Origin of the sequence: Marivita sp. (assembly GCF_020055635.1) — a bacterium.
Classification (GTDB): Bacteria; Pseudomonadota; Alphaproteobacteria; order Rhodobacterales; family Rhodobacteraceae; genus Marivita.
Genome location: NZ_JAIPUT010000106.1, coordinates 1 through 7066, shown reverse-complemented (window position 1 = coordinate 7066; position 7066 = coordinate 1). Strand labels below are relative to the sequence as shown.

General features: G+C 61.5%; 7 protein-coding genes. 1 reads left to right on the top strand and 6 read right to left on the bottom strand.

The window, feature by feature from the left end:
• Positions 1 to 1515: alpha/beta-hydrolase family protein (locus LCF60_RS22765; RefSeq protein WP_292294827.1), on the top strand; the 1515-nt coding region annotated here is incomplete at its 5' end.
• Positions 1516 to 1519: 4 nt separating this feature from the next.
• Here the strand turns inward: LCF60_RS22765 and LCF60_RS22760 are convergent.
• From LCF60_RS22760 to LCF60_RS22735, 6 genes are all read right to left on the bottom strand, one after another.
• Positions 1520 to 2611: a calcium:proton antiporter gene (locus tag LCF60_RS22760; protein ID WP_292294826.1), complete on the bottom strand. Its 1092-nt coding sequence runs from the start codon at positions 2609 to 2611 to the stop codon at positions 1520 to 1522.
• Between the two features lie 10 nt (positions 2612 to 2621).
• Entirely contained in the window at positions 2622 to 3671 is a 1050-nt protein-coding gene (locus LCF60_RS22755; RefSeq protein ID WP_292294825.1) for a linear amide C-N hydrolase, read from the bottom strand.
• A gap of 74 nt (positions 3672 to 3745) precedes the next feature.
• Complete coding sequence (locus LCF60_RS22750; RefSeq protein WP_292294824.1) at positions 3746 to 4498, bottom strand: hypothetical protein; 753 nt, start codon at positions 4496 to 4498, stop codon at positions 3746 to 3748.
• A complete protein-coding gene (locus LCF60_RS22745; protein WP_292294823.1) occupies positions 4498 to 5955 on the bottom strand; it encodes an amidohydrolase family protein in 1458 nt (485 codons plus the stop codon). The genes LCF60_RS22750 and LCF60_RS22745 overlap by 1 nt, the downstream gene beginning before the upstream one ends.
• Positions 5956 to 6149: 194 nt before the next feature.
• Positions 6150 to 6380 (bottom strand): hypothetical protein, encoded by a 231-nt coding sequence (locus tag LCF60_RS22740; RefSeq protein WP_292294822.1) that lies wholly within the window; start codon positions 6378 to 6380, stop codon positions 6150 to 6152.
• 195 nt (positions 6381 to 6575) lie between these two features.
• A complete protein-coding gene (locus LCF60_RS22735; RefSeq protein ID WP_292294821.1) occupies positions 6576 to 7064 on the bottom strand; it encodes a tyrosine-type recombinase/integrase in 489 nt (162 codons plus the stop codon).
• Between the last annotated feature and the right edge of the window lie 2 nt (positions 7065 to 7066).

Here is a 7066-nt window from a genome sequence, read left to right as displayed (position 1 = left end):
GGTGTCGTCGCAAGTATCGGATATCTGGTTTGGTGGCTCGCGTTCAAGTTTCTGGAGTGGCTTGGGGTTCCGGTCGCACGGGCACTGTCGCGCAATATTCGGCTTGGCTTTGGCAGTCTCGCGATGGCGGTCGTCGCAGCATCGCTGTGGAAGGCCGCCGACTGGCAGAATTCGATCCTTGCCGCTTGGGGCCTGGCTCCGATCGACGCGACCGCGCCTTTGCGCATTGCGGTCATCGGGGGGGCGGTCTTCCTTGGTCTTCTGGTCGCGGGGCGGACCTTCGCGATCTTGGCGAGAACTTGGCAGCGGCGCAGCCAGAACGTGCTTCCGCCACGATTGGCGCAGGCTGCCGGACTGGTCGCTTCGGTCGCGATCTTCGCTGCACTGGTTGAAGGTTTCGCTTTCCGGGCAGCCCTGCGGACCATCGACGCCAGTGCGCGGATCGCCGACGCAATCGTTCTTCCGGACCTTGAGCCGCCAGTATCGCCCTTTGACAGCGGCGGACCGAATTCTCTGCTCGCGTGGGAAGATCTCGGGCGCTGGGGACGTGTCTTCGTGGCTTCTGGCCCATCGGCTGAAGACATCGCGGCTTTCTGGGACGAACCGGCGCACGATCCGATCCGTGTCTATATCGGCCTCAATGCCGCAATAACGCCCGAAGCACGCGCGCAACTGGCCCTTGATGAACTGCGGCGTGTCGATGGTTTCGACCGGGCGATCCTCGTCATTGCCATGCCCACGGGCTCAGGCTGGCTCGATCCTGGCAGCATGGACACGCTCGATTACATGGCTCGCGGAGACGTGGCGACTGTTGCCGTGCAGTATTCCTACCTGCCAAGTCCGGTGTCGGTGGTCGTCGATCCGACGGCAGGAATGTCCGAAGCGCAGGCGCTTTTCGACATCGTCTACCGCCATTGGACGGCGCTTGCGCCGGAAGACCGCCCGCAACTTTATCTGCATGGTCTGAGCCTCGGCGCCTTCCTGTCCCAAGAGACCGTACCTCTGCTGGATCTCTATGCCGATCCGATCGACGGCGCACTCTGGACCGGATCCCCCTATCTTAGCGAGTTTTGGCAGATGGTGCGGGCAAGACGCCATGCCGCCAGCCCCGAATGGCGTCCAAGGTTCGGCAACGGCTCGTTGGTCCGGACGACAAACCAGCACGGCGGGCTCGAACCTTTTGATGCCGACTGGGGGCCGATGCGGTTCGTTCTTCTTCAATATGGCAGCGATCCGATCGTGTTCTTCGACTGGTCTCTGGCCTGGTCCCGCCCTGCATGGCTAAGCGGAGAACGGGCGCCGGATCTGTCGCCGGAAATGCGGTGGATTCCTGTTGTGACGCTGTTTCAGGTCGGGCTGGACATGGCGGTCGCACTGGGCACGTTGGGATTCGGGCATGACTACGTAGCCCGGGATTACATCCCGGCCTGGTCCGCCACCTTGGCGCCCGAGGGCTGGACGCCGGGCGACGAGGCGCGGCTTGTCGCGCATTTGCGCGACCTGGTGCCCCGCTGATCGCTCAGGGTACCGCCGAGAGGGTCAGGAAGGCGCCGAAGATCACAAGGTGAATGCCGCCCTGAAGCGACGTGGTCCGTCCTGTCGCGAGCGAGACTGTGGCCATGAAGAGGCTCAACAACAGCAGTACGATATGCTCCGCTTCGAGGCCGAGGACAAGATCCTGCCCGCGCATGAGGGAGATCAGAGCCACCGTCGGAATGGTCAGACACAAGCTGGCCAAAGCCGAGCCAAGGGCAAGGTTGATGCTTGTCTGGAGCCGGTCGGCTCTTGCCGCGCGGATCGAGGCGACGCCTTCGGGCATCAGTACAACGAGGGCGATCGCGACTCCTACCAGTGCGACGGGAAGACCCGCCGCTTCGATCCCATGCTCGACAGGGACTGCGAGAGTTTCGGCCAGCAGCACGACTGCCAGAAGGGCCAGCGGCAGAAGCACAAGCGCGCCAATGAACAGCCGCCCCGTGATCGGTGCTTGCTTGACGCCGTCGTCGGCCGGATCGCGAAAATCGTCGCGGTGTCGGACCGTCTGCGCATGCAGGAAAAAACCATAGAGCGCCAAGGAAACGACGGCGACAAAGATCAGCTGTGCGGGTGCGTAAAGCGGCCCGGGCGTGGACGTCGTGTAATTGGGCAGGACAAGCGCGAGAACAGCCAGCGTCCCAAGAACTCCAAGCGCTGCGGTCGCGCTGTGAGCTTGCACGGCCTGCCGGTGATACCGAATTCCCCCAATGAGCAGGCACAGACCGACGATGCCATTCAGCACAATCATGAGTGCGGCAAAGACCGTGTCACGCGCCACCGTGCTCTCGCCGCCATCCGCCACCGACAGCAGGAGCGATACGATCAACGAAACCTCGATGACCGTGACGGCCAACGCCAGTACGATGGAACCGAACGGTTGGCCGACACGATGCGCGATTGTCTCGGCATGATGAACAGCAGCAAACACCGTCGCAAATAGAAGCGCCGCGGCTGGCAGCATTTGCCATGCCGCCATCGGCTGGCTCAGCCAGATCATGTCCACCGCGATGAACACCAGTGTTGCGAGTGGCGCCAAGATGGTCCAGAGCGGCGTTTTGCCGACTGTTTCTGACATGGATGGCGACTCAATCGGCCGGTTGGAAGGTGAAGGCAGCCGCCGGCTCGAAACTGGCCGACGTCTCGCCGGACAAGACACGCTCCATGTCCATTCCCAGATCGAGCTTCATGACGTCCGCCCCGACCGAGAAATCGAGATTGGCAAAATCCACCCAGAAGACGCTGGGAGACGTGACAGACTCTACATAGTAACGCAGGTCCTTTTGGTCGGCCACAACCCGCCACCGCGTTGTCGACAGGTTGGGTTGGTCGGCGATGCTGATACCCCAGGGCACGGATGTCTGGCGGATCACGCTGAACACAGCCGCCGCAGCGCGGCGCGCATCCGACGTTTGTTCGACCGCATTGATGTAGAAGCTCGCACGCACGAACCGGTCGGAGGCACGCACCGTGCCGGGCAGGAATTCGCGCGGGTTCACGCCGTCCCAATAGTCGCGTACCGCCAGTTGCCGCTCGAATGTCGGCTCGTTGGTCATGACCTGGTAGCTGCGGTCATGCCAGATTACCATCTCGCCATCGACAAATTCGATAATGGCACTGTCGCCGCTCGCATCGGACATCGACAGATGCACTGTCGCCGCCTTGCCGGGCGGTCCGACCGGCACTTCGCCGCCTTGCACCAGGACGGGGTCGTTGCGCAGATCGGCCACCGCTTCGGCCACGGTGGCGTAGCGGTCGAGCATATATTGCGGGAACACGGAAAGCGAGATGCGCGGCGTCGTGCCGTCATCTTCCGGGTACGTCGCCTCGACCTCCCATTGCAAGTTCACCACAAGCCCTTCTTCGTTCATGCCATCGGCTGTGGAAATGTCATAGCCCGTCACCGCAAGGCTGCCGTAGAGCGCGGTCCACGTCACCGACCGATCTCCGGCGGCGCCGTGACGTTCGATGCCGCGCGGCATGACCCAGAGGTTACTGACCATTGGCAGCTTCCAGTCCATGCTGCGGCCGGTCAGGACGCGGTCCTCCGGGCCGAGATAGACAGCGCGCGTGCAGGCTTCGGCCAGCGGCGCAGCGGACAGTGTCAGGGCCGCAGCCAGTGCTGCGATAACAGGCATGTGTCGGGCCACTTCATTCTCCAGTTTTGATCAGGTGAACGCGTCAATGCGGTATGAGGCCGGCACGCTTTGGGTCAGAAACGCCAAGTCACGCCAGCAAGCGGTCCGGTCATGCTGCCCTCGAATTCGGTGCCGCCATCGCGGTAGTCGACAAAGAGATGTCGATAGCCGAACGAGAGATAAACATTTTCAGTGGCTTGGTAATTTGCCGTGATCGCCGCCTGCCAAGTCATCTCGGACCCGACGCCGAAACCGCCGATGTCGACATAACTCAGAACTGACCATCTGTCGGCCAAGGGCGTATTGACCCGGAGCGCGATGATGGGATCGACGAAGGTCTGCTCGGGTGCGAGGCTGACCCCCGCGAGCGGAACGGAGACCTTTCCGTCGAGGCTCCATCCCCGCAATCCGCCCATCACGTCGATCGTGGCGCCGCCGTCGATGTCGAAACGCTTGCCAGCTGCAAGTGTCAACGCTCTGAGCGTCACTTCACCGGAAGCAGGAATTCCCGGGGGCACACGCCCCTCGCGCGAGGAGGAACTGTAGGTAAAATCACCGAACAGCACGAGATCGCCACGCCGCGCCAGTCCGGTAACGAACAAGGCCGCGTCGAGATCTTCCAACACCTCGGAAAGGGATTTGTCGAAGGATAGAGTTGGCGCGCCAGCGCGCGGCGTGAAGTCTCCGCCGACCCCGGCCCCCCAACCGTAGATCGTTGCCTGCCCTGTCCACTCCTGCGCACGGGCAGACGATGGTGCAACGGCAAAAGATACAGCCAAAATGGCCGTCGCTGCTGCGAATACCGAAGAAAGGAATTTGTGGGACATCAGAGTTGCTCCTTGTAGACGCGACCGCCCTTCATGACGAGGCGCAGGGAATCCGCAGGATCGTCGAGGAAATCGAGATCCGTTTCCGGGTCGCCGTCCCAGACCAGGATGTCGGCAAGGGCTCCCTCGGCAATCACGCCAAGCCGCCCTTGGTAGGGATCGCGGGGCCCGGACAGGGCAAGCAGGTCGCCGGCGTTGCCTGTGGCCAGCTTGAGCACCTCGAGTGGCGACATGAACCGTGTCAGCTTGGCGAGCTGCCGTCCCTGGCTGCGCGAGCCTCCAGGGTTCATCAGGATGTCTGTGCCAAACGCCATGTTGACGCCTTCCGAACGACCTTCCTCGAAAGCACGTACCGTGCCTTGCGCAACCTCCAATTGCTTGGCGCGCTGGATCGGGTCCGTGCGCGGGTTCGCATCATCGTCGGCAAGGAAAGGCTGGATCGACCACCACGCGCCTTCTTCGCGCATCATGCGGATCGTCTCCGTGTCGGCGAGTTGCCCGTGCTCGATCGACTTCACGCCAGCGCGCAAAGACCGCTGGATGCCTTCTGGCGTGTAGACATGAGCGCAGACATAGGTGCCCCAGTCGGCAGCGGCGCGAACGGCGGCGTCCATCTCCTCAGTCAGAAATTGGGCGGTGTCCAGTGGATCGTATATCGACGAAACGCCGCCGCCCGCCATGATCTTTATCTGGCTTGCGCCCTTCATCAGCTGTTCACGTGTGCGGCGAAGCACCTCGTCCCGACCGTCGGCGATGGCGGCGACACCGGCTCGTTCTGTATAGTCGGAATCGCCTTCCATCCGAGGCAATGTGCTCAGGAGCCGGAAGTCGCCATGACCGGACGTCTGCGAAATCATCGCGCCGGACGGGAATACGCGCGGCCCGGTCACAACGCCCCGGTCGATGGCCAGTTTTAGGCCGAAGACCGGCCCACCGGTGTCGCGCACGGTTGTGAAACCGCGCATCAGCGTCGCGCCAGCTTCCTGTCCGGCAACGAGATGGACGAAGGCGATGTCCTGTGTCAACGCCGCGATCTGGCTGACGCTCGCCAAGGTCGCGTGCCAGTGGCAGTCTATGAGGCCGGGCGTGACCGCGCGACCGCCGCAATCGATCACGTCGGCGTCGGCAGGACCGGTGCCGGCTGTCGGGAGGGCAGCGATCCGCCCGTCCTGGATCAGGATGTCGCGGCCGGACTGCATGGATAGAGTGGTGCCATCGAAAAAGCGCAGGTTTGTCAAAAGCGTCGGTCGGCCCGGCGTCTGAGCGCGAAGCTCTTTCGGGGCAAGCCCGAAGCCTCCGAACATCCCGACGACCGCGGCCGTTCCGCCAAGAAACTGGCGGCGCGAGATATCGGCCTCGATCCGGTCCATCGCAGCTTGCGTTTCCGGCGCTCCGCACAGGCACGGGTTGATGAACGCCGCGCCACTTTCGATGCTCTCGCAACAGACCATGCACATGAAAATTGCCTTTTGGGTAGAACTTGAATTGTTGAAATCAACTTGAGGTCTAACAAACCACGATTGCGCTGTTGCGGAAACGATTCGTTGATCAGACGCCCAACAATCGGTCAAGCGCCTTATGCGTAATCCATTAACCGGACAGTCGATTTCAGGCACGGTTCCCGTCGATTGGCGTGCCCCATTTTCATTCTTCACAAGCTGCGAGGCTGTTCGAATTTATTTGGTGTTTTGAATGGCTTGCTATTGGTCAAAAAAAGCAATTGCCTGCGCGCTCCTCCCCTGGCTTTCGCGAAGTCTTTCGTTTCCTCCACCGCATCAAGCATATGGCCTGTCGAATGCCCGGATCGGCGGTCAGCATCGGCGTGAAAGTCGTTTCTGTCACTCCAGGTGCAAGCCGCCGGTGCCGAGAAATAGAGATACATTCATTCTCTTGCGCCTTCGCAGGGCGTAGCAGAAAACAAGCAACCAAAGCTAAGGAAAACCAAATGCTCGACCATTATTTGCGACCTTGAATTGCTGCGTGATGCACGAATGACCGCAATGCGAAAGTCGCGGCGCGCCATGGTTGCTGCCGTCGGAGGGCAGATCGGGGCCGTCCTGGAAGACGGCCCTCTCGTTTAGATTTCTACAGCTTCGGCGATAGCCAACGCATCTTCAAGCTCAACGCCAAGATACCTGACGGTGCTGTCCATCTTCGTGTGACCCAACAGGAGCTGGACCGCACGGAGGTTGCCAGTCTTCTTGTAAATCTGTGTGACCTTGGTCCGGCGCATCGAATGTGTGCCATAGGCGCTGGCCTCCAAGCCGATCGAGGCAACCCACTTCCGGACAATTCGCGCATACTTGCGGGTCGAGATGTGGAGCCGTTCGTGAAACCGGCCAGGCCAAAGGTGTTCGGACCCGACCATCAACGGGTCCTGCATCCATCGATCGAGAGAGGCCCGAGTGCCTTCGGAGATTTCAAAGCGGACAGGCTTCTGTGTCTTGCTTTGCAGAACCGACGCGCGTTCCTTGATCTGGCCGGACGCCATGACATCGACGACCTTCATCCTGACCAGATCGCAGCCACGCAGCTTGCTGTCGATGGCCAGGTTGAAGAGGGCCAGAT

What these genes read in the sequence shown, in the direction of transcription:
- LCF60_RS22760 (WP_292294826.1), bottom strand. Translation starts at nt 2,611, where the DNA reads ATGTCAGAAACAGTCGGCAAAACGCCGCTCTGGACCATCTTGGCGCCA.
- LCF60_RS22755 (WP_292294825.1), bottom strand. Translation starts at nt 3,671, where the DNA reads ATGCCTGTTATCGCAGCACTGGCTGCGGCCCTGACACTGTCCGCTGCG.
- LCF60_RS22750 (WP_292294824.1), bottom strand. Translation starts at nt 4,498, where the DNA reads ATGTCCCACAAATTCCTTTCTTCGGTATTCGCAGCAGCGACGGCCATT.
- LCF60_RS22745 (WP_292294823.1), bottom strand. Translation starts at nt 5,955, where the DNA reads ATGTGCATGGTCTGTTGCGAGAGCATCGAAAGTGGCGCGGCGTTCATC.
- LCF60_RS22740 (WP_292294822.1), bottom strand. Translation starts at nt 6,380, where the DNA reads ATGTATCTCTATTTCTCGGCACCGGCGGCTTGCACCTGGAGTGACAGA.